We start from the raw sequence: 25,251 nt of genomic DNA, 5'->3' as shown, positions 1-25,251 counted from the left end.
AACTTCTTCAGATTCCGGCTCAGCGTACTGTTTGCTTTTCGAGTTCATACAAAAAGAGCTCTAATCACCAAGTGATTAGAACTCCAATATTTTGTTCACCAACAACAGTTGACGAAGAACCGAATAACCGGATTATTTGCTTAAATTCTGAGATCAAAACGCCTCGTGTTCCACTCTCTTTTTGAATACCATTTTAATCCGTTGCTTTTTATCGGGCTAATTCTCGTTCCAACTGTGTCTGGCCAATTGTCATCAACCAGCAGAAGAACCAATAAATCACCGCAATTGTGATATAAATCGTCATGTAATCCTGGTTAGCTCCAGCAACGATCTGCGCGTCCATTAACATTTCACTGACAGTAATCATTGCTGCTAGCGAAGTCCCTTTGAATAGGTCCAGTAAAATATTTCCCAGCGCTGGAATCGCAATTCGAAAGGCTTGCGGGAAGACAATCTTGGAAATCACCTTCCGATACGGCAAGCCCAGAGAATACGCCGCCTCCCACTGACCGTGATCAACCGCACTAAACGACGAACGGTAAACCTCGGACACAAAGGCACTACAGTTAATCGTGAAAGCAATCACGGCAGCCGGCAAGGCATCTGCTCGAAAACCAAAGTAGATGATGAACAATAGAACCAGCATTGGCACGCCCCGCATAAAGGAGATGAATGCCCGCGCCGGGTAATGCAACAGCTTGTGGTGACTCAATTGTGCCAGCGTCAAGAACAGCCCCAATATCAATGACAGAATAAAACTAATCGCGGTTAATGCAATCGACATTGGAAAGCCCGCTAAAATCCTGGGGATTGAGCGAAACGCTAAGGGCGCGTTAAAGAAATCCGGAATTGATAAATACTTAATAATATCCAGCAGCACCGCCCACCTTACTTAATCGTAAAAGTCTTTGAAATGTGGACATGTGGCTGTTTGGTGACATCGGCGTGATAATATTTCTCTGACAGCTTCTTTAAGGTGCCGTCCTTCTTAAGCTCTTTCAAGGCTTTATTAACCTGCTTCTGCAGCTTGGCATTACCCTTCTTCATCAAGATACCAACACCTTTACCATCTTCATTGGTTCTGAAGTACATGTTTGGCATGATCTTCAGGGTGTTGTTTGGAACAGCTGCCAAGGCTAATTTTTGCAGGTAGTAATCATTCATAATTAAATCAGTCTTGCCGCTTTCAACATCTTTCAAATAGATATCGTTTGAAACGTTATTGTAGTTCACGGTCTTGGCGCCTAACTGCTTGGCAAGACGTTGATAATCGGTTCCGGCTTCACCGGCAGCCTTTTTACCTTTAATATCGGCCCAGGAATGAATCCCTGAATCATCCTTTTTTCTAACAACAATACTATTAAACGAATGCTTGTACGGCGTTGATAAAGCAAATTCCTTCTGTCTTTGTGGTGAAACAGAGAAATCATTAGCCGCCATATCAGCCTTACCAGTCTTCACAGCCGTCTCTTGGCCATCAACGTTCATTTCTTTGAAATCAACTTTTCTCCCCAACTTTTTGGCAACTGCACGAACAACTTCGACATCGAAACCAGTCAGCTTATTGGTCTTTTGGTCATGGAACGATGTGGGATAAAGGGTACCAGACGTAGCAACTGTCAATGGACCCTTATCTGCTGATTTTTTCTGGCCACAGCCAGTAATCACCAAGCCCAGAACTGCGAACACTCCTAACAACATCAACCAACGGAACTTAATTCTGCGCATAATTGTCAACCTCCTAAAGTTTTTGGATCATTATCATTATAGGCATGTTAAACCGATTTCACAATAGTTGATTATTCAATTGTGGGATGTTATAAATTCGAATGCTTTTTGACAAATAGTTGGTAATTACTAAATTAATTTACAATTTTACGCTGAATCAAAATACTTTCATAGCGCAAATTAGCAGGATAGTCATTCAATTTAATTAGAATTTCACTTGAGCGTGGTGGAAATTGGCATATAATAAAAATATTTGAAAGAAAGGGTATCGCTTGTTAATTAATTTGAATTGGAGGCATTTTGATGGAGATCAGAAAAGAAGCTGTTCAGGCGAACGCCAAGTTATCGACGCTTGAAAAAGTTTGTTATTCTTCACCGATATGGCTGGTAACTTGTTGTACGTTAGCATGTCCAGCTATATTCTCTATTTTTATACGGATGTTTTTGACATTCCGGTTTCAGCAGCAGGCATGATTATTTTGATTGCTTGTATTGTCGATGCGGTCAGTGCGATTTTTTGGGGATCAATCGTTCACCACACGCATACTAAATGGGGGCAGAGCAGGCCATACTTTTTGTGGCTTGCTGTTCCTTTTGCGTTAAGCACCTTTTTGGCATTTACCGCACCCAATATTTCAGGCGTCCCCAAGCTCTTATATGCCGGGATTACATACGTCTTGGCAGCCGGAGTGATTTACACCGGCATCCAAACGACGATTTCCGCAATCCTGCCGAATCTAACCCTCAATCCTAACGAACGGATTGGTGCCAACTCTTACCGGATGGTCGGCAGTCTGATTGGGTCATTTGTGACCAGTACCTTTACCCTGCCGCTGGTAGCGTTCTTTGGAAATGGTAATGACAAACACGGATTCATGATGACGATTGCCATATTTGGCGTCGCGGCGATTGTCCTGCTGATCACGGCATTTAAAAATATGCGCGAGCGGGTCCCGGTCAGCCAAAAGTCACTGCCATTCAAACAAAGTTTAAAGGGAACCGTCGGTAATGTCCCTTGGTACCTTTTAGTGATTTCTTTTGCTACCTTTTGGATTGCCCAAGCTGATCGCAATAGTTTCTCGACCTACTATGCCAAATACAACCTGGGTAATGCCGAACTTGCCGCAGTCTTCAACGGTTTACAAGTTCTGGGGATCATCTCAAGCATTTCAATTCCGTTTATTGTTAGGATTACCAACAAAACCGCAACGATGTTAATCGGATTAGGGATTGGCGCTGTTGGCCAAACAATGATGGCACTGGTTGGTGGAAACTTCATCTTAGTGATTGTTTCTTGGTCGATCAGCGTTTTGGGATCAGCTCTGGCAATGTCAATGCCATTTGCCATGTTAGCCGACACGGTTGACTTTGGCGAGTGGAAGACTGGGATAAGAGCGCCAGGATTCTTAACCGCCGTCGGAAGTGCGTTCTGTATCCAGCTTGGATCAGGTTTTGGCAGCTTTATTCCATCAAAAATCTTGGATATGACTGGTTTTGTCGCCAACAAGACCCAGACGCCATCTGCTTCAATGGCAATCAACTTTTGCTTTATCTGGCTGCCGGTCATCATCTACGCGATTGTCGCCGCCATCATGGTCTTTTATCTCAAGTACGAGAAAATGGAGCCCAAAATCAAAGCCGATCTTGTAGCTCGTGCTGAAGAACGTGACGCTTAACTATCCGGTTTTTAATCGATCAAACAAATAAAGACCGTCGATGATGAACGAAATTCCGTTCATCATCGACGGTCTTTATTTTAGTTCATATTTCATAAAAGTCATCGAACACGCCATGACCCCACCCGGACTCGAACCGGGATCAACCGCTTAGGAGGCGGGTGCCCTATCCAGTTGTGCTATGGGGCCAAAACAACTGCACTACAATTTTCTCATTTATCTTAGGGACTGTAAAGAGAAATTATTCCTCCGTGCGCTTGTGATGCATTCCCTTGCGCTTTGAATGTTTGTGCTTCTTTTTACCATGAAATTTGGTTGCAACTGATTTTCGGACAGCTTTTTTAGACGGAATCGACTTTTTTGAATCATGGGCCGAGGACGGCTTTGGAGTCTGAGGCTCATTGTCCAGATTAACCGGCGACTTGGGCCGAGTATCAGACAACTGATTACCATCGAAATAGATGTTGCTCAGCTCATACCCATAAGGCTTAACCAACTTCTTCAAATCTCTCAAATCGTGATCGTCACCCATATTGATCACCATGCCGTCCTGATGCATCCGACCAGTGCGACCAACTCGGTGAACATAAGTTTTCGGATCAGCAGGTAGATCAAAATTAACGACAACGGGCAGCTTTTCAATATCCATTCCCCGAGCAGCAACATCGGTCGTCAACAACAGGCGAATTTTGCCATCCCGAAAATCACGCAACGCCTTTTGTCTGGCAGTTTGACGCTGCTCACTGGTCAGCTGGGCAGCTTCTTTAATATGTCGATGAGAAAGGAAACCGGCTACTTTCTGCAATGTATCCAACTGGTCAAAGAAAACCAATGCCTTGAAGTCTTTCATGTGAAGGAATCGCAGTAACATCTGGGCCTTTTTGCGATTAGAAACTTCCAGCAGCGTGTGTTTGACTTTCCCACGGGTATCGTCAATCTCAGAGACATCATAAGTCGTAATATCTTGAATAAACCAACGATTTACATGTGCCAATAACTCGTTTTGAGTAGCGGAAAAGAAGCCTAACGAAACCGAATCGTCGGCTAAATCCACCAACGATCGGATCGAAGCCAAGGTATCTTCACTCAATAAATTATCTGCCTCATCAATCACAATCGCCTTAAGCGAGTCTAATTTTAACTTCCCCAAATCAATGAGGTTCATGATCCGACCAGTCGTCCCAACAGTCACGTTTGGATGCTGTTTTAATTTATCAACTTGACGGTTAATGTTAGCACCACCGATAATCCCTTGAACTGAAAGACCGATCAATCGGCCCCACTCCAAGAGAACCTTCTGCGTCTGCATGGCCAGTTCGGCAGACGGTTCAATGACTAATAATGACAGTCCGTCTTCTGGTTGAATATTTTCCAACAGTGGCAAAGCAAAGGCAACCGTCTTTCCTGAGCCGGTTGGCGCCAGCCCCAGAACGCTTTTTCCATCCTTTAATGGTTGATAAACTGCTTTTTGAATCGCAGTTGGTTGACTGTACCCTAATTGCTTGGCATGTTCTTTAAATTCTTCTATCAATGTGGTTCTCCATTTTCTAATCGATTACTGTTTCTCGCCCACAAATGAGATGTGAGCATCTTGTCTAAGATTATAGATTAACTTATTGACGTACACACTCAGTTGACGCCAGTAATCATAATCACGTTGGTCCTGTGGATTCTTTGGATTATTAATCACTTTGGCAAAGTCTTCCACTTCCGGCAGCATCGGATTTTCATCGATCGTGTTGCCAATGATTTGCTTATTGTGATCATCATCGATATAAATCACCGCATTAATTTCGCCGGCATCATCAATTTCAATTAAATCTTTCAACCCGTATATCTCCGAGGTCATGTGTGAGTTGGTAATTTTTGAGAAGTTTAAAATCACATTATACTCCGGATACTGCAAAATTGCTGTTCCTTTTCCATCAACACCGGTTCGAATCAGCTGCGGGTAATAGGCAGCTTCCTCAGGCATTCCAAACAAGGCAACGGCATCGTAGACGGTGTAAACCCCCAAATCCTGGAGGGCACCGCCGGCATACTTGGGTGAGAAGACGTTTGGTTCTTCCCCATCCAACACCAAATCATATCGAGACGAATATTTCGAATACGTGAACTCGGCTCCCTGCACCGTTTTAAGTTCACCGAGTTTTTTTTCAATTGCGTGAAAGTTTTCGGTGTGAATATTCCTGGCAGCTTCAAAATACCGCACCTGTGAATTGGCATCCAACAAGGCTTGAATCTTGGCCATTTGTTTTTGGGTGCTAAATGCCGGTTTTTCAACAATCACATTTTTATTGTGTTGAATGGCCATTTGGGCCTGCTCAAAATGAAGGCTGTTGGGAGACGCAATATAAACCGTCTCAAACTGACCATTCTTAAAGAACGCGTTGAGATCCGTAAACGTTTCTTGGGCACCATTTTTGGCCGCAAAGGTTTTCGCTGTTTGATCGTGACGTGAATAAACACTAGTTAAGTCGAACTCTCGAGATAACTTAACTGCGTCAACAAACTGCTGAGTAATCCAGTTGGTTCCGATAATCCCTAATTTAATCAATTTGTTAACCACCCTTCTTTAATTAAATTGTAACAAGGTTTTAACCCAATGAAAACGAAATCAGACTCTCTCTGTTATATTGACCGACTATACTTGGTTTCTATCATGAATAGGGGGATGATTTTTTGCGCAAAAGAAGCTTTTTCATTTTTATGGTGTCGTTTTTGATTAGTCTGTTCCACACCAAACGCATCCCAAAACACCAGCCGGATCCCGCAGATCCAATGTTTTTTGTTGGCACTTGGCAGTTTAAAGACCATCGTGAGCGTCTTCATCGACTGGAAATTGGGCCAGATCTAAAACTTTTAATTGACGGTAAGGATATGTCTGCCAAAGTATCATTATTAACCAGGTATGAGCTATCATACGTTGACAAATTTGGCTATAAGCTGGAAATTCGGGGAAACGAAGCTCGGCCAATCAAGTTTTATGATGAATCTGAAAATTACACCTATGATTTACAGTCCGCTAATGAAATTGACCACAGTGGTTGAGTACGGCCTTGCTTTGGTGAGGTCTTTTTAGTTTGCTTACTTCTTTCGACTTAGTCAACATACCCCCGCCACTGTCTACGATTACCGTTAAAGACCGACATTGGTAAAAAGACCAGCTGGCGATCGAGTTTATAGCCAGCCTTATCATCCGCTTGAATGAAAGTGGCACCGGCATTCGGGTGGCCAATCTGACCGTCTGTCAGCCAAAATTGGGTTTTATCATTTGCCTTTAACTTCAGGTGCCTGATAATCTGCTGAGTGGTCGAGATGACGACTGGCCGTTTGTAATACTGTCTTAGCAGATGTGAAAGTTGGCTGACTTCTTTTCTGGCTGTCTGCCAGTGAACCGTTGACTGGTCGAAAGTGCCATAATACTGAATCTGAATACAGATCGGCAAACTACCGGTGTTATCTTTCACTTGGCGGACAAAGTTTTTGAACTGAGCGACTGGTGAACTGGTGAAGCTAAAATAATGATAGACTCCAATCGGCAGTTGCGATCCCTGGCTGCGTTGAAAATTGCTTTCAAAACTGTCATCAGTGAAAGCTGCCCCTTGAGTCGCTTTCAGGTAGACAAAGCTGATTCCTTTATTTTTCAAACTTTCAAAATCAATATAGCCGTTACTTTGATCGATGGTCACACCACGAATTGGGTATTTTTTCAACTGCTCATTTTCATGCCAACGCAACAGAAAAAAAGTCGACAGACCAATCAACAATAACAAAAAAATGCCGAAAACTACCCGACGCGTGCGCTTTTTACGTTGGTAAGTTTCAGCATATATTGGTTGAATGTCTCTCCGCTTCATATAAAGGTCATCTCAGTTACCCAGGATACCCGTTAAGTCCGGGTACTTTCAATAATATTTTGAACGTTGCGAATCGCATCTTCTGTCGAAGGCCCCATCCGAACGGTTGCCATCATAAACAACGTATCGACAATTGCCAGTTGGGCGAGCAACGAATACATCCCTTCAGAACGGTAGTTGGACTCATCACTTGAAGAAATGAAGGTAATGTCACTATGCAGTGCGAGTGATGAATCGGGGTAGCTGGTGATCCCAATAACGGGCACCTTTCGCTTCTTCAAAGTCTCAGCGACCTTTAGCGTTTGACGATTCTTGCCCGAATGAGACACCACGATTGCGCAATCTTCTTCCCCCAATTTTACAGCTTCCATCAGTTGTACGTCAAAGTCTGGATAATAAAAGCAGTCAATCGATGTCCGCAAGAACTTGTGATAACCGTCCAAAGCTGCAACTGAAGAACCGCCAAGACCAAATAGTCCCAGTCGGCGACAATGAATAATTCTCAAGACGGCCCTGGCAAATTCATCCTCATCAATTCCGGCCCGAGTATCTTGAATTGCCCGTTGACTGCTATTGAAAATCTTGTCGGCAATCGTTCCCAAAGAATCATTGGCATCAATATCTTTGAAGATCGGCAGGTTCTGTGGCCGCAGCTGTGTGTAAGCTAACGCTAAGGTAAACTCACGAAAATTGCCATAGCCCAATGTCTTAACCAGCCGAGAAACTGAAGCGGTTGAAGTTTCGGTAATTTCGGCCAAATCTTCAATATTGGCTTCCGAAGCAGCCTGTGGATTCTCCATGACATATTTTGCAATTTTTTTATTGGTTCGACTTAATTCATCGAACGATTGTTTTAATAATTGAACTGGCGAGCTCATAATGATCACCTTTCATCGATTGTAAGTGTCTTATTTCCATCAATGTAAATATTTTACAACAAAATTCTTGCATTGTGAAATTGTTTTTCATATAATTGTGTTTGCGTTTCCAGCGCCAGGAAATTCAATGGTCGAAATATTTGAAGTCTCTTGGCGATAATGATATTTGTAGTGAGAAGCGGTACCGAGCCAATTTTTCAGCACTCGACATTGGTTTAACGATGCAGCTATATTTTTTGCCATTATTTGAAAGCGCTTCGACCGTTGACTCAACTAATACAGAAGGGAAGTTATTTACATGGATTATACGCTAGGTGTTGATATTGGAACAACCAGTGTTAAAACCGTGCTCTACGATGTTAAAGGTAAGGTGCATGGATATTCCAACAATGGATATCCCCTATACCAGGACACCCCTGATATGGCCGAGGAAGACCCTGAAGAAATCTTTTCAGCAATGTCTGACGGCATCACTGAACTGGTTCGAAAGGCCAATATGAAACCAGGAGAACTTAAAGGGGTCGCATTTTCATGTGCAATGCACAGTTTAATTCTTCTGGATGATAATCATAAACCACTCACCCGGGCCATTACCTGGGGCGATAATCGAGCAGTCAACTACGCCGATAAGCTCAAAGCCAGTCCTGAGGGAATGGAGATCTATAAGCATACTGGAACCCCCATTCACCCCATGACGCCACTTACTAAACTGATTTGGCTCCGAAATGATCATGCTGATCTGTTTAAGCAAGCTCGTTGGTTCGTTGGGATTAAGGAATACATTCTTTATAAATTGTTCGGCGTTTTAAAAGAAGACTATTCAATCGCCAATGCAACCGGAATGTTTAACATTTACAATATGGATTGGGACCAACAAGCGCTGGAACTTGCCGGTGTCACTCAAGATCAGCTGCCCGATTTAGTTGATACCACTTACCAATTGAAGGGCATGCGTGAAGAATACGCTAAAGTATTGGGAATTGACATTAACACTCCATTTATCATCGGTGCTTCAGATGGTCCGCTGGCTAATCTGAGTGTTAACGCGATTCAACCCGGTGTCGTGGCTGTCACAATCGGAACATCCGGTGCAGTTCGGGTCGTCACCGACAAGCCCCATACCGATCCAAAGGCGCGGGTATTCTGTTATTACCTGGCAAAGAACATGTGGGTGATCGGTGGGCCAGTTAATAATGGCGGTGTTGTTTTCCGTTGGGTTCGTGATCAATTATGTGCCCCAGAAAAAGTAACCGCTGAACAGATGCACATCGATCCCTACGATCTCTTGACGGAAATTGCCGCCAAAGTTCCTGCCGGTTCCGATGGCTTGTTATTCTTCCCATTCCTGGGCGGCGAACGGGCACCTATCTGGGATGCCAACGCCCGTGGCTCATTCTTCGGGCTTAACCGGACCCATACCCGTGCTCATATGATTCGGGCGGTTCTGGAAGGAATTGTCTATAATCTTTACACGGTTTCTTTGGCCCTTGAGGAAGTCGTTGGACAACCAACGAGCATCCAAGCTAGTGGTGGCTTTGCCCGTTCTGCTCTTTGGCGGCAAATGCTAACTGATATTTTCGAGCAGGACGTTGCGATTCCTGAAAGTTTCGAAAGCACTGCTTTAGGCGCCGCCACTCTCGGAATGTACAGTTTAGGACTAATTGACAGTTTGTCCGATGTGTCCAACTTTGTGGGAACAACGGTTGTCCATCACCCAGATCCAAAGAACTTCCAGGCATACCGGGAACTCATCCCAATTTATATTCGTTTAAGCCGTTCACTTCAGCCTGAATATAAGAATATTGCTGAGTACCAACGTCGCCATGAACATGAAGATGAGGACGCTGAGAAGTCTGAATAGAACTTCGATGCTTTTAATTTGAAAGGGGAAAACTATGATATTAAAGCTGCTTGCCTTGCTGATCGGGATCATTTTCCTATTGGTTCTGATTATCAAGTTCAAAATTAATACCTTCGTTTCGTTGGTATTAACTGCTGTTGTGACTGCGGTCATGCTGCAGATGCCATTAGGCACGATCGCTGATTCGGTTTCAAATGGTATTGGAAGTCAACTGGGCGAATTGTCCATGGTCTTTGGCTTTGGTGCCATGTTAGGAAGGTTGGTATCTGATTCCGGCGGTGCCTATATGATCGCCGAAACACTGATCAAACGTTTTGGTAAGAAACGGCTTCAAATCGCCGTTATGCTTGCTTCGTTTATTCTAGGTATCGCATTGTTCTTCGAAGTTGGAATGGTTTTACTGGTTCCAATCGTCTTCGCAATTGCTGTTGAAGCCGGTGTGCCAATTCTTTATTTAGTAATTCCAATGGCCGCCGCCTTATCAGTTACCCACGGGTTTTTACCACCCCATCCAGCACCAGTTGCCATTGCGCAAGTCTTGGATGCCAATGATGGTAAAGTTCTCCTATTCGGTTTTGTCATTGCAATTATTGTCGCTTATATTGCCGGACCATTGTTCTCAAAGATGGCTCGTAAATTTGCACCTGCTGCCTTTGAACGTAAGGGGAACCTTTCTTCAATTGGTGAAGTTAAACAATTCACCCCTGAAGAGTCACCATCGTTTGGGCTTTCAGTATTAACCGCCCTCTTCCCTGTCCTTTTGCTGTCGATTGCCACAATTTACAAATGACGGTGAATGGTGGGGTTGATCCAAAGAACCCTTCCGTCCTTGATTCAATCATTGAATTCATTGGCTCGCCAAGTATCGCAATGTTAATTTCATTATTCTTCGCAATGTATACCATGGGTTGGGGTCGAAAACGAACGACTGCTCAAATCATGGAATCCCTTGAAAATGCCGTCAAATCCATTGCCATGCTGCTATTAGTTATTGGTAGTGGTGGTGCCTTCAAGCAAGTTCTGATCGACGGTGGTGTTGGTAAAGCCGTTGCTCAACTGTTCATTGGTTCACCAATTTCACCATTAATCCTTGGCTGGTTGGTTGCCGTTGTTCTCCGAATTGCGTTAGGTTCTGCGACGGTTGCTTCACTGACTGCTGCAGGAATCGTTGCCCCATTGATGGCCCAAGCTGGAGTTGATCCAGCATTGATGGTTCTGGCCATTGGTGCCGGTTCATTGGCCGCATCACACGTTAACGATGCTGGCTTCTGGATGTTCAGAGAATATTTCGATTTAACAATTAAGCAAACGCTCCAAACTTGGACGGTGCTGGAATCAATTATTTCGGTAGTTGGTATCATCATGGTTATGGGACTGAACTTGATTTTCCATTAAAAACCAGAGTGTGAGTCCAGGCGCTTAGCTTCCGAGCATTTATTTAGCCAAGCGTTTGATGCGGTTTTAGCATCGAAGGCTTGGCTGGATAAAGCGGAGGAAGCTGCCTGGAGGAACACATTTTAATCAGAGTGTGAACCAAGACGGTTAGCTTCTGAGCATTTATTTAGCCAAGCGTTTAATGCGGTTTTAGCATCGAAGGCTTGGCTGGATAAAGCGGAGGAAGCTGCCTGGAGGAACACATTTTAATCAGAGTGTGAGCCCAGGCGCTTAGCTTCCGAGCATTTATTTAGCCAAGCGTTTGATGCGGTTTTAGCATCGAAGGCTTGGCTGGATAAAGCGGAGGAAGCTGCCTGGAGGAACACATTTTAATCAGAGTGTGAACCAAGACGGTTAGCTTCTGAGCATTTATTTAACAAGCGGTTTGATGCGGTCTTAGCATCAGACCGCTTGTTGGATAAAGCGGAAGAAGCTGTCTTGGTGAACACATTTCAACACCTAAAAAAATCACAAAGGGGCTCCAGCAAACCAAATCCGGTTTGCTGGAGCCCCTTTTTCATCCATTTAATTGTGGCTGACTACCCCACTCAGAGCTTTCATCCGGACACCGACCAAATAGACGACAACGGCCTTTAGCGTGTCGCCAGGGATAAATAACAGCCCTGAAGTCAGGGCACCGACCAATGAGACCGGCGTTACCCACCACAGCCAAAGGGCGCCCATCAGATTAACGATTAAAACACCGCTGATCCAGATGACAAATGGTTGACCCCATGAACGGCTCACAAACGGCCGTGAGAGGCTGTAACCCATCATGAGAGGAGTTTATCAGCCAACCGACTAAATAACCCGCTGTGGGGCCAATAAAGACTGCTGGGCCGGCTTGACCGCCGGAGAGGACTGGGAAGCCTAAAAATGCCAGCACTAAGAATACCCCAACTGCGATTGTGCCGTTCTTTGAACCCAAAAGGATGCCCGCCAACATAATGCCTAAATTCTGCATCACAATTGGCACTGGGATGACGCCTAAAGGAATTGGTGGAATCATTCCCAATACGATAATGGTCGCGATCATCAAGGATGTTTGCGTCAATTGTCTGATTTTCATATCGTTCACCTTTCAAAAAACGATTAACCAGCTTTTGTCTGCTGCTTAACCGTCATTGCAAATTAAATTAGCCCGAATAACCATTTCCGGGCAGATACACTTTAGTAACTTCCCCACTCGAAACGGTCACCTGGACTCCGGAATCCTGTTGCACCACCAAAGCGCCATCGCCGGTGAAATGATCGGCCAACCCCGTAATAGTTTGGTTGCCCATCACGATTTGCACCCGTTTACCAAGGGTTTCTGATAACCTGGCATATTCCTCAAGGAAATTGCCACTGGTATAAGTTTGGTACAGATAGAAAAAGTTATCAATGATACCAGCAGCAATCCGATTTTTGTCAATTGTGGTGCTGGCAACAATTGCCCCGGCCTTGTGGGAAATTTGATCCGGAAAACCAGCTGAATCAATGTTCAACCCAATCCCGACCACTACGTCTTCATGAAGGCCGTCTTCCAAGCTGGAAATCGTTTCGGTCAAAATGCCACCGCATTTTTTATCGTGGACCAAAATGTCGTTGACCCATTTCACCCGAAAGTCTTCATCAGGAAAAAACTGTTGCAGGGTTCTCACGACACATACAGCCGTCCCAGTTGTAATCAACCCCGAATGAATCGGCCGGCGATTCTGCAGAGGGATCAAAATACTCAAATAGATCCCGCCTTTGATTGGTGAATAAAAATGTCGACCGAGCCGCCCATGCCCTTTTGTTTGAGTGTCCGCGACAAACACCTGTGGAACGGCAAAGTCTTGGCTGCTGCCAAATTGTTTGGCGTAATCATTTGTGGAGGAAATACTCTGAAACGTATGAATCCCCACCGGAAAAGTCGTTGTCCGGTAATGGTCAATCACCGTGGTATCAAAAAATTGAGATTTTTGATAACAATAACCCAAGCCTTTGCGAGTAGCAATCAGGTGGCCGCACTTAGATAACTTTTGAATATTGTTATAGACTGCCGGCCGGCTAATTTGCAGTTTTCTAGCTAATTCATTGCCAGAAACATAGCGGCCCGCTGCTTTTAGCAATGCGGCTAAAATTTGTGTCTGATGATTTACCATTAGCCATTCCTCACTCGCAATCGTCGTTAAATTAAATGGACACCTTTATCAACGTAGACCACGTCACCCGTCATCCCAGTTGAAAGATCGCTCATCAAAAAGGCAGCAACGTTACCAATTTCACTGGTGGTGACACTCTTTTGATCAACTGTCCGTGATTCAGATTCTTTCAGCAATTCACTATGATGTTTAATTCCGGTAACTGCTAAGGTTTTAACGGCACCGGCGGAAATTGCATTGACCCGAATGCCGTCTTCACCAAGATCAGCTGCCAAGTAACGAACGTTGGCTTCCAAAGCGGCTTTAGCCACGCCCATCATGTTGTAGTTCGGAATAGCTCTACTGGAACCAAAGTAGGTCAAAGTTAAGATACTGGCAGGATCATTTAAGACCGGTTGGGCGTAGCGAGCCACGGCAATCAGTGAATAAGCACTGATATTTTGGGCCAAGTCATAGCCATCCTTAGTTGTGTTAACCAAGCCAGCCGTCAAAGTATCCTTGTCAGCATAAGCAATGGCGTGAATCACCCCGTCAATTTTGCCGCACTTGCTGCCAATGGTTTCAAATGCCTGTTGAACGTTTCCGTCATCGGCAACATCACATTCCAATAAATCCAATTCATCCGGCACAAAGCGTTGCAACCTCTTCTTAATCCGGTCATTTTGATAGGTCAAAATAACTTTGGCACCTTGATCCAAAATTGCTTGGGTACAGCCCCAAGCGATACTGCGTTTATTTGCAACCCCCATGATGACGATTGTCTTTCCATCTAAAAAGCCACTCATATTTGAGCCTCCAAATCCTATCTTCGATTAAAAATTTCGGTACCGTTGATTTCGACGTTCCACCAAGTCATTGATTGGTAATTTGGCCAACTGGGAAAATTCCTGGTCCAAAAAGTCGCGCAGTTCACTCAAATCATCCCCTGGTTGATACTCGTGAATAATTTTATCAATAATGCCATCTGCTAATAATGCTTCAGGAGTTAACTTGAGTTCTTCTGCAGATTCTTCGACCTTAGCCGCATCTTTCCACATGATGCTGGCGTATCCTTCCGGCGAAAGTACCGAATAAATGCTATCTTCAAACATAAAGACCCGGTCCCCACAGGCTAACGCCAAGGCACCACCACTGCCACCTTCACCAACGATAATAGTGATATACGGGACTTTTAACTGCATCCCCTTGAGAATATTTTGAGCCACGGCTGAGCCCTGACCATGGTATTCGGATTCAACATCTGGCCATGCACCAGGGGTATTCACCAAAGCTAAAATTGGTCGGTGAAATTTTTCTGCCGACTTCATCAACCGCAACGCCTTACGATAGCCCTCAGGCGTTGGGCTGCCGAAATGTCGGGCAATGTTTTCATCGGTATCGGCCCCTTTTTGAATCCCGACCACCGTGATTGGCTTACCATTCAATAGGCCAATGCCACCGATAATCGCTGGGTCATCGGCTTCCAATCGATCGCCATGCTGTTCAAAAAAACCACTGGTTAAATGATTAATCAACTCGGCAGTGGAAATTTTTTCCGGCCGCCGAGCCGCTTTAACCCGCTCGTATGCTGTTTTATCTGCCATAGACATTCTCCTTTGTGTGCAGAGAAATTAGCCGACTCAAGGTCGCCTTCATCTGTAGACGCGGGACAATCGCATCGATAAAGCCGTGTGCCATGACCGTTTCAGCACTCTGAAAATCTTTGGGTGGCTTTTGCATAATCGTTTGTTCGATCACCCGCCGCCCGGCAAACCCGACCAACGCGTGGGGTTCGGCCAGAATGACGTCACCATCCATCGCAAAACTGGCAGTCACCCCACCAGTTGTGGGATCACATAAGACGACCACGTAGAACAGTCCGGCGCGGCTATGTTCAGCGACCGCTCCAGACACTTTGGCCATTTGCATTAGAGAATGAATCCCCTCCTGCATCCGGGCACCGCCGGAAGCCGTGAACATAATAACCGGCAATTTTTTGCGGGTGGCTTCTTCAAACAATCGGGTGATTTTCTCACCAGTCGCACTGCCTAAGCTGCCCATGACAAAAAACGGATCCATAATACCAACCCCGACCCGTTGCTTATCAAGGGTCCCGATCCCAGTGAGGACACTTTCGTTAATCCCAGTCACTTTTTTAGCCTTTTTGGCTTTTGTTAAATACTTTTCGTCGGTGAACCGATCTGGAATTGTCATTTGTTTATCGATTTCTTCAAATGAATCGAAGGTAATCTTTGCCCGCCGTTTAGCGGTGATCCGAAAACCATAGCCGCAGTTGGGACAGGTCTTAGTGCTTCCAGCTCGCAATGAAAAAAAGGTTGCGTCACAAATTGGGCATTCCCTGAGGATATGATCAGGAATTGCATCCATCCGCTTAACCAGTTCTTCGTGACTAGGCATCTTAAACCGACTCCGTAGCATGGGATCCCTCCTTGTCGTTCAACACATCATTTTGAATATAACTGGTCGAATAATGGCCTTGATGAAATTGATCGGTTCCGATCAAATAATCCAAAAAGGCTTGATTCGTTCGAATACCTTCAATTTGCAGCTCACCCAAAATTCGGTGCATTTTTGAAATCACCGTATCCCGATCATTCAAATGAACAATCACTTTGGCAATCATCGAGTCATAAAACGGTGAAATCAAGCTACCACTGGTCACCCCTGAATCGATTCTGACGCCCAGAGAACCGGCTGGGAAAAATAAATGGTTGATCTGACCAGGTTGCGGGGCAAAGTTGTTACTCGGGTCTTCCGCATTCAACCGACATTCCAATGCATGCCCTTTGACAGCAGCATCGGCTTGGCTAAAGGGTAGTTCTTCGCCGGCCGCCACTGCTAACTGTCCCTTCACCAATTCAATTCCAGTCACTTCTTCAGTAATCGTGTGCTCGACTTGAAGCCGGGTGTTCATTTCCATGAAGTAGAAGTGATGGGCATCATCCATCAAAAACTCGTAGGTGCCGGTATTGGTATATCCCAGCTTAAGCGTGGCATTGGCAACAATTTCGCCCAAATGTCGACGTTCCTCAGCTGAAATCAAAACACAGGGGCTTTCTTCAATCACTTTTTGGTGATTCCGCTGAAGTGAGCAATCGCGTTCCGGCAGATAAACAACGTGACCAAAATTATCAGCAATCACCTGCATTTCCACGTGCTTTGCCTGACGAATCAATTTTTCAACATAGATATCTTCGTCATCGTAGGAAATTCGGGCTTCCTGCTGCGTCTGCTCAAATGCAGGCTTAAGTTCTTCAGGACGGTCAACTTCACGAATTCCTTTTCCGCCGCCACCGGCTGCCGACTTCAACAACACCGGAAAACCGATTTGTTCAGCCACTCGTTTTGCTTGTAAAACGGTCCTGACAACGCCATCACTTCCTGGAATCACTGGAACTTCGGCTTTTTTCATCGCTTCTCTGGCGTTTGCTTTATCCCCCATCAAAGCGATCAACTCATGGCTTGGGCCAATGAATTTGATATGACAGGTTTCGCATAGCTCAGCAAACTCGGCATTTTCGGACAAGAATCCGTAACCGGGGTGAATGGCCTCACAGCCAGTTAAATTCGCGGCACTGATAATCTGGGCCATGTTCAAATAAGATTCACTGGGTTGTGGCCCACCAATACAGATGGCTTCATCTGCCAAATGAACAAACAGCGCATCCTTGTCAGCACTGGAATAAACGGCAACCGCGGTAATCCCCATATCATGTAGGGCGCGAATAATTTGAACGGCAATTTCCCCGCGGTTAGCCACTAATACTTTTTTAAACATCCGCTCACCTCTATTACTCAACTGCAAAAATTAAATCTGCTTCACAAATTTGCTGCCCATCGCGCTGAATAGTCCCGTGACCAAGGCCGATGTTATGCTTTAACTTCTTTAATTCCACGGTAAATGTCAGTTTGTCACCAGGACGGAAGTCATCTTGGAAAATCGCATTCTTGATGCCGCCGAAAAAGGCGTTTTTACCTTGATATTCCGGCATCGACAAAATTGCGGCAACCCCCGTCTGAGCCATTGACTCGATCATAATTGGCCGCGGCACCATTAGGTTATCTGCCTGCTTGTTGGCAAAAAACCATTCGTTAATTGAAATCAGTTTGACGGCAGTCGCACTCTTCCCAGGAAAGACATCGATAAACTTGTCAATCATCTGAAAGGGATAGCGCTGTGGAATCACATCTTGGACATCTGGTTTCATCTCATTACCCCTTCGTTACTTGAAAGATCGGTTGATCGTATTCGACCATGCTGCCATCTTCAACCAAAATGTTTGCGATCGTCCCGGTTACGTCACTTTTGACCTCATTAATCATTTTCATGGCTTCAATGACGCAAACCACGTCACCTTTCTCAACATGATCACCCTGCTTTTTGAAAACGGGTTTGTCGGGACTGGGGGCAAAATACACGACACCAACCAAGGGCGCCTTGATTTCAGCAACGTTTTGGCTGACTGATGCATCGCGCTGCTCCGCCTGTGATTGCTGATCTTTTTGTCCATGGCCTAAACCATTTGTGCTGACAGCTGCTGCCTGGGCAGAATCCGCCACGACAGCGTGTTCATCACCCTCCCGCTTGCTGAACGTGAGCTTAAAGTCGTCTTGAGCCAACTCAAAGTTTTTCAGTGACGAACGGTCAAACTTATCTAGTAAACGTTCAATTTCTTTTTCATCCATTACCTAATCACACCCTTTAAATGCAATGACGGCGTTGTGCCCACCAAAGCCAAAGGAATTGCTGATTGCGTAGTTAACCGCGGCGTTTTTATTACTGTCGTCAACCAGCTCAACGTCACATTCTTCGTCCTGGTTAACCACCCCAACGTTGACGGGCATTTGGTTGTGCAAAATGGCGCCAATTGTGGCAACTGCTTCAATGGCACCGGCAGCGCCCAATGCATGTCCAGTCATCCCTTTTGTGCTGCTGACCTTAAAATGATTATTATTGGCAAAGACTTCGCTGATCGCCTTGGCCTCAGCACTATCATTGGCATGGGTACTGGTCCCGTGGGCGTTGATGTAATCGACCTGGCTTTCATCAATTCCAGCCTCTTTGACCGCTTGGATCATGGCCCGTTTGGCACCTTTACCTTCTGGGTCCGGTGCGGTCATATGATAAGCATCACTGGTTGTCCCGTAACCGACAACTTCAGCCAAAATCTTGGCGCCACGAGCTTTGGCGTGATCATAATCTTCAAGAATCAAGGTTGCTGAACCTTCACCCATGACAAATCCACTGCGATCTTTATCAAATGGGATGGAGGCTTTTTTCGGATCAGTTTCCTTAGAAAGCGCGGTTAAAGCAGCAAATCCAGCGATTCCAATTTCATTAACTGACGCTTCTGTTCCCCCGGCAATCATCACTTGGGCCTTACCCTGCTTGATATATTCAAAGGCATTCCCGATGGCGTTGGTTCCTGAAGAACAGGCGGTGACAATCGCTTGGCTGGTATTTTTTGCATTAAAGGCAATTGAAATGTTACCGGCGGCCATATTAATGATGGAGTCCGGCACAAATAAAGGCGACACCCGCTTCGGACTCTTATCGTGCATCTTGATGACCTGTTGTTCAATTGTCGTCAAGCCACCAATCCCGGAACCATAAATGACCCCTAATTCTTCGGGATCCACGCCGCCATTCAGCAAACCGGCGTTTTCCATGGCCTCTGTTGCACTATACAAAGCATAGGTACAGAAGAGGTCATTTCGCTTGGCAAATTTCTTGTCGACCCGTTTTAAAGGGTCAAAATCCTTAACCTCGCCGGCAACCGTAATGCCAGTCGGTTCTGAATCAAATTTCGTAATTGGGGCAATCCCAACCTTGGATGCAAACAGATTTTGAAGAAAACTGTCAACATCATTACCGATTGGCGTCACAGCGCCCAACCCTGTCACAACGACTCTACTCATTTACTTACTCCTTTAACAATCTAAATTGTTAACCCGCCATCGACCGTGATGACCTGGCCAGTGATATATTGGTTCCTGACTAAAAACACAACCGCATCAGCAATTTCCGCCGGTTCAGCAAACCGTTTCAGTGGGATTTGGTCAGTGAATTCGCTTTGGCGACGTTCACTCATTTTTTCAGTCATATCCGTCTTGACCATTCCAGGCGCAACGGCATTAGCACGAATACCACGCAATGAACCTTCGCGAGCAGCGGTCTTGGTTAACCCCACCAGCCCCGCTTTGCTTGCCGAATAGTTGGCTTGACCAAGATTGCCATGGAGACCAGAAATGCTTGAGATATTGACAATCGCGCCTTTTCTGGCCTTCTGCATGAATTTCATGGCAAATTTCGTCATGTTAAATGCCCCAACTAAATTAGTCTCTAAGACCGCCTGAAAATCGGCTAACTTCATCCGACTCAGCAGTTTATCTTTGGTGATGCCGGCATTATTAACCAAAACGTCAATTTGGCCGTATTTTTCAACGACTGAATTAATCATCTGCTCAGCATCGGCTTCGCTGGCAACATTGCCAACCAAGACGTCAAATGAATAGCCAGCGTCGACTAATTGTTGACTGTCTTCATCGCTTAATTCATGATGGGCGTTAATCACCACCGTCATACCGTCATCGGCCAAGCGTTTAGCAGTTGCCAAACCAATGCCTTTGGCGGCCCCGGTTACTAACGCAACCTGTTTTGTTTCCGTCATTATTTCACCAGCTTTTTGTTTGATCGAACTTGATTTAAGGTTTCCAAACTATCGACATGGAATTTGTCAGCATTGCAGATGATCGTCTTAGCAAATTTCATCAAGGTATCACCGGGACCGATTTCGATTAACACATCGGCATCCTGATTCAATAATTCCTTGAGACATTCGTTAAAATGCGTCGGGTTGACGAGTTGATCGACCAACGTCTTTTTAACGTTCATTCGCGTGAACGGCTTGATAATCGTATTACTGAACACGGAAAAGTCAGGATCTCGAAAGTCAACCGACTGCAGTCTTTTTGACAGCCTGTCGCTTGCTTCCTGCATAAACGGGGTGTGAGACGCCACCGTCATTTTCAATGGAACGACCCGTTTGATACCGTGTTCATGTAGATACTCGGTTGCAGCATTAAGGCCCGCTTCCGATCCACCGATTACGATTTGGGTATCCGTGTTGTAATTGGCTGGATAAACTGGTCCAACTTTTGAGCCGACCTGGCAGGCTTCATCGACGATGTTGGCTGTCGCTTTCAAGACCGCAGCCATTTTACCGGGATGATGCTGTCCAGCCTGATCCATATAATGATTCCGATCACGAACTAATGGCAGGCCTTCCTCAAAATTCAACCCATTGGCAGCAATCAAGCCGCTATATTCACCCAAACTCAACCCGGTTGCACCGACTGGCTGACCCAAGTCATGTGCGAGAATTCGATAAATCCCTGTACTCAGGATGACAATTGAAACTTGCGTATTTGCGGGATCATCAAAAATTTTTGAATCACTCATGTCTTTTCCAAGTATCTGAGAAGCTTCTTCAATTGTTTGACGGTAAATCGATTCTTGGGAATAGAGGTCGTGCCCCATCCCGGCAAATTGTTTACCCTGACCGCTAAATAAATATCCTAGTTTCAAATGATTTACCTGCCTACTTTCTGACTACTTGGTTTGTTGCTTGACAACGTAATCCACTAACTCACCAACGGTTTCCATGCCTTCATCGGTGTCAATTTCAATATCGTACGTATCTTCAATCTTGTCGACGACTTCAAAGATGTCCAAACTATCGAGATCAAGGTCATTCTTGAAGTTGGTATCTTCCTTAACCTTGTCTGCGTCAACATCTAATTGGTCCACGATAATTTCTTTTACCTTGTTAAATACTTCTTCTTTAGTCATTTTAATTTCCTCCAAATTTTAAGTTACTTCATTTTTATTTTTAGTACCTGATAATCATTGTGCCAACCGTTAATCCGCCGCCAAATCCGGATAGGGCGATGACATCCCCCCTTTTAATGGTTTGATTGGCAACCAGCTCATCGAGTAAAATCGGTTCACTGGCCGCCGATGTATTGCCGTATTCATGAATGTTCACCGGAAATTTGCTCATTGGGGCACCCAATGTGTCGGCAATTTTCTCGATAATCCGTTTGTTTGCCTGATGTAGGACAAAGCAATCAACGTCTTCAACGGTCATATTAGCTTGCTTAAGGGCTCGGTTAATCGATTCTGGCACGTTCTTAACCGCAAACCCGTATACGCGATGACCATTCATTTTAAAGAATGGCGAGTAGGTTGTTTCAGCTGCAGCAAATGGGGATTTGACGCCAACTTGTCCAGCCGTTAAATACTTACCCAGCTTACCCAGTGTTTTCAAGTCTTCCGAGATAAACGAGCCGGTGTGATCAGGTTGGTTGGCAATCAATACGCCTGCGGCGCCATCGCCGAACAATACTGAAGTCGTTCGATCGTGCCAGTCAACCAGCTTGCTCAGCGTCTCGGCCCCGATTAAGATGGCGTGCATTGGCCAGTCAGCTTTCAGCATTTGGCGAACGACTTTTAAGCCGTAGACAAATCCCGAGCAAGCTGCATCAATATCAAAGGCAATCGCCTGATCGGCACCAAGATTGCCTTGAACCAGCGCACTGGTCGACGGGGTTAAATAATCCGGTGACATGGTTGCGACGACGATTAGATCGATGTCAGTGGGCTTGAGGCCGCTGTTAGCCAACAGCTTTGCTGCGACCTCTGTCGCCAGTGAACTGGTCGTTTCTTGAACAGCAACGTGGCGCCGCTTGATGCCGGTTCGCTGCGTAATCCACTCATCAGAAGTCGTCATCATCGTTGAAAGTTCATCGTTATCAACCACTCGTCGTGGGACGGAGCTGGCAGTCTGAATGATTTTGAAATCTTCAAAGGTCATTTTGCCGATACCTCATCAATAAAGTCTTCCAGGTTAACCATAGCCTGCTTGATCAACCGAATGTCGTCATCGTTAAAGCCTCTCAAAAATCGCTTAACCAGTAGTGTATGAAACGCATCATGGGCGCGATACAAGAGCCGGCCCTTACTGGTTAATCCCAGATTAATAATCCGGTGATCTTCCTGGTTGGCAATTCGCATCACATAGCCTTTGCGCTCCAAATTATTTAAATTGGCGGTCAGCGTTCCCTTACTTAATTTTAGGATGTGGGCAACTTCTGAAGTGGTTTTTCGATCGTGCAGGCCAATGGTATGAACCAAGTGAACTTCCTTCGCAGTAATGTCTTTGAACCGACTTTTTCGAATTTCGCTCTCCTCAATCCGCATGATACTGTCATAAACGTTGATGAGCGACTCATTGATAAAGTCAGTATCTTTTTTAATTTCATCACTTTGCGAATTCATTTCTTAGCTCCCTAGATTGATCATTAAATTTTTTTCTTTGGATCAGGGACGATAAAGGTTAATTCGGCTGAACAGGCGACATGATCGTCAACCTTAGCCTCACACTTAACTTTGCCCATGTTCTCACGCTGCTTTTCCATGGTAACGTGAAGCTTTAAGACATCCCCTGGGCGAACGACCTTCCTGAACTTGGCATTGTCGATTGCGCCAAGATAAGCCGTTTTGCCTTGGTACTTTTCAGTTTTCAAAATCAAAATTGAGGCTGCCTGCGCCAAAGATTCAATAATCAAGACACCAGGCATAACAGGATTCCCAGGGAAATGGCCTTGGAAAAACTCCTCGTTAATGGTGACATTCTTGGTCACCACAATCGACTCACCTGGATTTAACTCATCAACTTTATCCATGAACAAAATTGGATAACGGTTGGGAATTAAATCCATAATTTCAGATGCATCTAATACACTCATTGATTTCTTCCTTTCACTTACAAGGCGGTAAATCGTCAATCGAATTTAGTTCGACTATCAAACTAACAGTTAAAACTAATTCCGCAAAATTGACATTTACCTGCCTTCTTTTCGGAACACACAACATAATAACCTAATTTAGTTTGAATATCAAACTAAATTTCGATACCACGTGTTGCGTTTCTGAAGTTTACCACAAAATCCTAATGGTGAATAGCGACCCAAGTAATGTGAGGCTCATGTAGTTCATCAGTTCCCAATCAAAAAAAGGCTGTAGACAAATTAACTTTGCGGCAACCTCGTTTGAAAAAAACTATTCACTTGTTTCGTAAATTAGGGTGGGCTTTTCAGCCGACTCAGAAATTTCAATATTATCGTACAACCGTTTCTTAATATCTGAAACGTCCTCTCGATTGCTGTAAATGGTCAATAACGAGTCGCCAGCATTGACCCGATCACCAATCTTTTTATGGAGCATGATACCAACCGCATAGTCCAGCTTGTCATCAGCCTTCTGCCGGCCACCACCTAAAAGCATACTGGCAATGCCAATTTCATCCGCGACAATTTTGGCAACCACCCCACTGGTTTTTGCCGGCAAGTCAATCTTGAATTTAGCTTGCGGTAAGATGTGTTCCGGGTCGTCAACAACGGTGGGATCCCCACCTTGATCGGCAATCATTGCACGGAATCGCTTCAACGCTTGACCGTTATGAATCACCTCCAGACATTTTTGTTGGCCTTCTTCAGTCGTTGACGACTGGTCGCCCATCACTGCCATGTAGCCGCCAATCCCGACAATCAATTTTTCCAAGTCTGCCGGACCGTTGCCCTTTAACAGATCAATCGATTCTTGGATTTCCAAGGCGTTACCAATTGCATCTCCCAGCGGCTGATTCATATCGCTAATCAGCGCCATGCATTGCATTCCCACACCTTTGCCAATTTCCACCAATGCTTTGGCCAAAGCTCTTGAATCCTCGAGGGTCTTCATGAAAGCTCCCGCTCCGGTTTTCACGTCAATGACCAGCGCATCTGCTCCCGAAGCAATTTTTTTGCTCATAATCGAACTGGCAATCAGTGGGATAGAGTCGACAGTATCGGTGACATCCCGCAAGGCATAAATCTTTTTGTCTGCCGGTGCGATATTCCCGGTGGCACCAATAATCGCCAGCTGATCTTTCTTGAGCTGGTCAATAAAGGCGGCTTCACTAATTTCCACCTGGTAACCTGGGATTGACTCGAGCTTGTCCAGTGTGCCACCAGTATGTCCCAATCCGCGACCAGAGATCATTGGGACCGGAATACCAAGGGCTGCGACCACAGCGGCCAAGGGAATACTTGTCTTGTCGCCCACGCCACCGGTCGAATGTTTATCAACCTTAACGCCAGGAATTTGACTCAGATCCAGATGGTCGCCTGATGTCATCATGGTCATCGTTAACTTGGATTGTTCCTCGCTAGTCATCCTTGGAAGAAGATTGCCATCAATAGCGCACTGATTTGATAATCCGGAATTTGGCCAGAAGCAACCCCATCAACAAAAAATTGAATCTGTTCATCTGTCAGCCGTTTGCCAGCTCGTTTAGTGTGAATCACATCTACCATTCTCATCGTCGGTTCTCCTTTAATGTCTATCTAAGTAAAGCGTTTTCATTTGTGGTTTTAATAAACGCCCAATCCGGATTAGTTTCAATATAGATTGGGCGTCACCGTTAATAATCGGTTCTACAATATCTGTTGTTGGTAATAGATTTTTATCTATTACTGATGACAGTTTTTTTATTTATCATTAGAATAAAAAAGCGGACATTTTGAGGTGTACCCCCAAAGTTAAAGTAAATATTTGCTTGTCTTTCCTAGGCGGCCCGGAGT

At 45.1% G+C, this 25,251-nt stretch carries 23 protein-coding genes, 1 tRNA gene and 3 pseudogenes; 4 read left to right on the top strand and 23 right to left on the bottom strand.

Annotated features, from left to right (window positions below; all coding sequences use genetic code 11):
• Positions 1-208: 208 nt before the first annotated feature.
• Together LPKJCM_RS10070 and LPKJCM_RS10065 are read right to left on the bottom strand one after the other, a co-directional pair.
• Positions 209-874 carry an amino acid ABC transporter permease gene (locus tag LPKJCM_RS10070; protein WP_057962437.1) on the bottom strand — a complete coding sequence of 222 codons (666 nt, stop codon included), beginning with the start codon at positions 872-874 and terminating at the stop codon, positions 209-211.
• A 14-nt stretch (positions 875-888) separates the two neighbouring features.
• Positions 889-1,728, bottom strand: coding sequence for a transporter substrate-binding domain-containing protein (locus tag LPKJCM_RS10065; protein WP_057962416.1), 840 nt, complete (start codon positions 1,726-1,728; stop codon positions 889-891).
• A 407-nt stretch (positions 1,729-2,135) separates the two neighbouring features.
• Between LPKJCM_RS10065 and LPKJCM_RS10060 the strand changes: the two genes are divergently transcribed.
• A complete protein-coding gene (locus tag LPKJCM_RS10060; protein WP_240034614.1) occupies positions 2,136-3,404 on the top strand; it encodes a glycoside-pentoside-hexuronide (GPH):cation symporter in 1,269 nt (422 codons plus the stop codon).
• 116 nt (positions 3,405-3,520) lie between these two features.
• On the opposite strand, the gene LPKJCM_RS10055 is transcribed toward LPKJCM_RS10060, so the two are convergent.
• The 3 genes from LPKJCM_RS10055 to LPKJCM_RS10045 all read right to left on the bottom strand — a co-directional run bounded on the left by LPKJCM_RS10055 (position 3,521) and on the right by LPKJCM_RS10045 (position 5,961).
• Positions 3,521-3,593, bottom strand: a tRNA-Arg gene (locus LPKJCM_RS10055).
• Positions 3,594-3,645: 52 nt separating this feature from the next.
• Positions 3,646-4,935: a DEAD/DEAH box helicase gene (locus LPKJCM_RS10050; protein ID WP_057962417.1), complete on the bottom strand. Its 1,290-nt coding sequence runs from the start codon at positions 4,933-4,935 to the stop codon at positions 3,646-3,648.
• A 24-nt stretch (positions 4,936-4,959) separates the two neighbouring features.
• On the bottom strand, positions 4,960-5,961 hold the full coding sequence (locus LPKJCM_RS10045; RefSeq protein WP_057962418.1) for a Gfo/Idh/MocA family protein: 1,002 nt from the start codon (positions 5,959-5,961) through the stop codon (positions 4,960-4,962).
• Between the two features lie 125 nt (positions 5,962-6,086).
• Between LPKJCM_RS10045 and LPKJCM_RS10040 the strand changes: the two genes are divergently transcribed.
• Positions 6,087-6,455, top strand: coding sequence for a DUF4828 domain-containing protein (locus tag LPKJCM_RS10040; protein ID WP_057962419.1), 369 nt, complete (start codon positions 6,087-6,089; stop codon positions 6,453-6,455).
• Positions 6,456-6,505: 50 nt separating this feature from the next.
• Here LPKJCM_RS10040 and LPKJCM_RS10035 read toward each other — a convergent pair whose 3' ends face one another.
• The gene (locus LPKJCM_RS10035) at positions 6,506-7,264 is read right to left on the bottom strand and encodes a GH25 family lysozyme (protein WP_057962420.1); all 759 of its coding nucleotides are present in this window, start codon (positions 7,262-7,264) and stop codon (positions 6,506-6,508) included.
• Positions 7,265-7,296: 32 nt separating this feature from the next.
• Positions 7,297-8,142: a MurR/RpiR family transcriptional regulator gene (locus LPKJCM_RS10030; RefSeq protein WP_057962421.1), complete on the bottom strand. Its 846-nt coding sequence runs from the start codon at positions 8,140-8,142 to the stop codon at positions 7,297-7,299.
• A gap of 298 nt (positions 8,143-8,440) precedes the next feature.
• Between LPKJCM_RS10030 and gntK the strand changes: the two genes are divergently transcribed.
• The gene (gene gntK / locus LPKJCM_RS10025) at positions 8,441-10,003 is read left to right on the top strand and encodes a gluconokinase (RefSeq protein WP_057962422.1); all 1,563 of its coding nucleotides are present in this window, start codon (positions 8,441-8,443) and stop codon (positions 10,001-10,003) included.
• Positions 10,004-10,037: 34 nt separating this feature from the next.
• Positions 10,038-11,398, top strand: a pseudogene (locus LPKJCM_RS10020) (gluconate:H+ symporter).
• Between the two features lie 564 nt (positions 11,399-11,962).
• Here LPKJCM_RS10020 and LPKJCM_RS10015 read toward each other — a convergent pair.
• From LPKJCM_RS10015 to LPKJCM_RS09940, 16 genes and pseudogenes are all read right to left on the bottom strand, one after another.
• Positions 11,963-12,506: pseudogene (locus LPKJCM_RS10015) on the bottom strand (biotin transporter BioY).
• A 67-nt stretch (positions 12,507-12,573) separates the two neighbouring features.
• Positions 12,574-13,566, bottom strand: a complete 993-nt coding sequence (locus LPKJCM_RS10010) for a biotin--[acetyl-CoA-carboxylase] ligase (RefSeq protein WP_057962423.1) — start codon at positions 13,564-13,566, stop codon at positions 12,574-12,576.
• Positions 13,567-13,592: 26 nt separating this feature from the next.
• Entirely contained in the window at positions 13,593-14,351 is a 759-nt protein-coding gene (gene fabI, locus LPKJCM_RS10005; RefSeq protein WP_057962424.1) for an enoyl-ACP reductase FabI, read from the bottom strand.
• A gap of 27 nt (positions 14,352-14,378) precedes the next feature.
• Positions 14,379-15,149, bottom strand: a complete 771-nt coding sequence (accA, locus tag LPKJCM_RS10000) for a carboxyltransferase subunit alpha (RefSeq protein WP_057962425.1) — start codon at positions 15,147-15,149, stop codon at positions 14,379-14,381.
• Complete coding sequence (locus LPKJCM_RS09995) at positions 15,139-15,984, bottom strand: acetyl-CoA carboxylase carboxyltransferase subunit beta (protein ID WP_057962426.1); 846 nt, start codon at positions 15,982-15,984, stop codon at positions 15,139-15,141. Before LPKJCM_RS09995 ends, accA begins: the two co-directional genes overlap by 11 nt.
• Positions 15,965-17,344, bottom strand: a complete 1,380-nt coding sequence (accC, locus tag LPKJCM_RS09990) for an acetyl-CoA carboxylase biotin carboxylase subunit (RefSeq protein WP_057962427.1) — start codon at positions 17,342-17,344, stop codon at positions 15,965-15,967. Before accC ends, LPKJCM_RS09995 begins: the two co-directional genes overlap by 20 nt.
• Before the next feature lie 13 nt (positions 17,345-17,357).
• On the bottom strand, positions 17,358-17,774 hold the full coding sequence (locus LPKJCM_RS09985) for a 3-hydroxyacyl-ACP dehydratase FabZ family protein (protein ID WP_057962428.1): 417 nt from the start codon (positions 17,772-17,774) through the stop codon (positions 17,358-17,360).
• Between the two features lie 4 nt (positions 17,775-17,778).
• Entirely contained in the window at positions 17,779-18,252 is a 474-nt protein-coding gene (gene accB, locus LPKJCM_RS09980; protein WP_057962429.1) for an acetyl-CoA carboxylase biotin carboxyl carrier protein, read from the bottom strand.
• 3 nt (positions 18,253-18,255) lie between these two features.
• Positions 18,256-19,485, bottom strand: coding sequence for a beta-ketoacyl-ACP synthase II (fabF, locus tag LPKJCM_RS09975; protein WP_057962430.1), 1,230 nt, complete (start codon positions 19,483-19,485; stop codon positions 18,256-18,258).
• A 20-nt stretch (positions 19,486-19,505) separates the two neighbouring features.
• Positions 19,506-20,237 carry a 3-oxoacyl-ACP reductase FabG gene (gene fabG, locus LPKJCM_RS09970; protein ID WP_057962431.1) on the bottom strand — a complete coding sequence of 244 codons (732 nt, stop codon included), beginning with the start codon at positions 20,235-20,237 and terminating at the stop codon, positions 19,506-19,508.
• Positions 20,237-21,154, bottom strand: a complete 918-nt coding sequence (locus LPKJCM_RS09965; RefSeq protein WP_057962432.1) for an ACP S-malonyltransferase — start codon at positions 21,152-21,154, stop codon at positions 20,237-20,239. Before LPKJCM_RS09965 ends, fabG begins: the two co-directional genes overlap by 1 nt.
• 24 nt (positions 21,155-21,178) lie before the next feature.
• The gene (locus tag LPKJCM_RS09960) at positions 21,179-21,418 is read right to left on the bottom strand and encodes an acyl carrier protein (RefSeq protein WP_057962433.1); all 240 of its coding nucleotides are present in this window, start codon (positions 21,416-21,418) and stop codon (positions 21,179-21,181) included.
• A gap of 40 nt (positions 21,419-21,458) precedes the next feature.
• Positions 21,459-22,442, bottom strand: a complete 984-nt coding sequence (locus LPKJCM_RS09955; protein WP_057962434.1) for a beta-ketoacyl-ACP synthase III — start codon at positions 22,440-22,442, stop codon at positions 21,459-21,461.
• Entirely contained in the window at positions 22,439-22,906 is a 468-nt protein-coding gene (locus LPKJCM_RS09950) for a MarR family winged helix-turn-helix transcriptional regulator (RefSeq protein WP_057962435.1), read from the bottom strand. The genes LPKJCM_RS09955 and LPKJCM_RS09950 overlap by 4 nt, the downstream gene beginning before the upstream one ends.
• 23 nt (positions 22,907-22,929) lie before the next feature.
• Positions 22,930-23,376 carry a 3-hydroxyacyl-ACP dehydratase FabZ gene (gene fabZ, locus LPKJCM_RS09945; protein ID WP_057962436.1) on the bottom strand — a complete coding sequence of 149 codons (447 nt, stop codon included), beginning with the start codon at positions 23,374-23,376 and terminating at the stop codon, positions 22,930-22,932.
• A 313-nt stretch (positions 23,377-23,689) separates the two neighbouring features.
• Positions 23,690-24,990 (bottom strand): annotated as a pseudogene (locus tag LPKJCM_RS09940) (pyrimidine-nucleoside phosphorylase).
• Positions 24,991-25,251: the final 261 nt, after the last annotated feature.

This window comes from Lentilactobacillus parakefiri (assembly GCF_002157585.1).
Lineage (GTDB): Bacteria > Bacillota > Bacilli > Lactobacillales > Lactobacillaceae > Lentilactobacillus > Lentilactobacillus parakefiri.
The sequence above is the reverse complement of the archived record's forward strand: the minus strand, read 5'-3'. Positions and strand labels throughout refer to the sequence as shown.

Excerpts from the sequence above, each read along its gene's own strand:
- LPKJCM_RS10065 (WP_057962416.1), bottom strand. The coding sequence starts at position 1,728 with ATGCGCAGAATTAAGTTCCGTTGGTTGATGTTGTTAGGAGTGTTCGCA.
- LPKJCM_RS10060 (WP_240034614.1), top strand. The coding sequence starts at position 2,136 with ATGTCCAGCTATATTCTCTATTTTTATACGGATGTTTTTGACATTCCG.
- LPKJCM_RS10035 (WP_057962420.1), bottom strand. The coding sequence starts at position 7,264 with ATGAAGCGGAGAGACATTCAACCAATATATGCTGAAACTTACCAACGT.
- LPKJCM_RS10030 (WP_057962421.1), bottom strand. The coding sequence starts at position 8,142 with ATGAGCTCGCCAGTTCAATTATTAAAACAATCGTTCGATGAATTAAGT.
- gntK (WP_057962422.1), top strand. The coding sequence starts at position 8,441 with ATGGATTATACGCTAGGTGTTGATATTGGAACAACCAGTGTTAAAACC.
- LPKJCM_RS10010 (WP_057962423.1), bottom strand. The coding sequence starts at position 13,566 with ATGGTAAATCATCAGACACAAATTTTAGCCGCATTGCTAAAAGCAGCG.
- fabI (WP_057962424.1), bottom strand. The coding sequence starts at position 14,351 with ATGAGTGGCTTTTTAGATGGAAAGACAATCGTCATCATGGGGGTTGCA.
- accA (WP_057962425.1), bottom strand. The coding sequence starts at position 15,149 with ATGGCAGATAAAACAGCATACGAGCGGGTTAAAGCGGCTCGGCGGCCG.
- LPKJCM_RS09995 (WP_057962426.1), bottom strand. The coding sequence starts at position 15,984 with ATGCTACGGAGTCGGTTTAAGATGCCTAGTCACGAAGAACTGGTTAAG.
- accC (WP_057962427.1), bottom strand. The coding sequence starts at position 17,344 with ATGTTTAAAAAAGTATTAGTGGCTAACCGCGGGGAAATTGCCGTTCAA.
- LPKJCM_RS09985 (WP_057962428.1), bottom strand. The coding sequence starts at position 17,774 with ATGAAACCAGATGTCCAAGATGTGATTCCACAGCGCTATCCCTTTCAG.
- accB (WP_057962429.1), bottom strand. The coding sequence starts at position 18,252 with ATGGATGAAAAAGAAATTGAACGTTTACTAGATAAGTTTGACCGTTCG.
- fabF (WP_057962430.1), bottom strand. The coding sequence starts at position 19,485 with ATGAGTAGAGTCGTTGTGACAGGGTTGGGCGCTGTGACGCCAATCGGT.
- fabG (WP_057962431.1), bottom strand. The coding sequence starts at position 20,237 with ATGACGGAAACAAAACAGGTTGCGTTAGTAACCGGGGCCGCCAAAGGC.
- LPKJCM_RS09960 (WP_057962433.1), bottom strand. The coding sequence starts at position 21,418 with ATGACTAAAGAAGAAGTATTTAACAAGGTAAAAGAAATTATCGTGGAC.
- LPKJCM_RS09955 (WP_057962434.1), bottom strand. The coding sequence starts at position 22,442 with ATGACCTTTGAAGATTTCAAAATCATTCAGACTGCCAGCTCCGTCCCA.
- LPKJCM_RS09950 (WP_057962435.1), bottom strand. The coding sequence starts at position 22,906 with ATGAATTCGCAAAGTGATGAAATTAAAAAAGATACTGACTTTATCAAT.
- fabZ (WP_057962436.1), bottom strand. The coding sequence starts at position 23,376 with ATGAGTGTATTAGATGCATCTGAAATTATGGATTTAATTCCCAACCGT.